Below are 284 nucleotides of genomic sequence, written 5' to 3'. Positions count from 1 at the left end.
CGACCCATTCGGCGGTGGCGTACTCGACGTCCTCGAGCGTCTTCCACGCCCCGAGGTGGAACACGGTCGTGTCGATGCATTCGGCCTTGTACAGGCCGATCGTGGACTCCATGAGGGCGTTGTCGTAGGCGTCTCCGACCGAGCCGATCGACGGGGTCAGGCCCTCCAGGCCGAGCCGTTCGGTGAAGCGCACGGACGTGTATTGGGCGGATTCAACTGGTCGTCGCAACAGGTTGCTGTTCGGTAGATCGTAGGTGCTCGTTCCAGGCTTCGGTGGGAGTTCG

1 pseudogene is annotated in these 284 nt (G+C 63.4%); it reads right to left on the bottom strand.

Features of this window, described 5'->3' with window-relative positions:
• A pseudogene (locus J0911_RS00005) lies at positions 1–208 on the bottom strand (integrase core domain-containing protein); the annotation flags it as partial.
• Positions 209–284: the final 76 nt, after the last annotated feature.

It is taken from the genome of Myceligenerans salitolerans (assembly GCF_017349295.1).
Lineage (GTDB): Bacteria > Actinomycetota > Actinomycetes > Actinomycetales > Cellulomonadaceae > Myceligenerans > Myceligenerans salitolerans.
The sequence above is the reverse complement of the archived record's forward strand: the minus strand, read 5'-3'. Positions and strand labels throughout refer to the sequence as shown.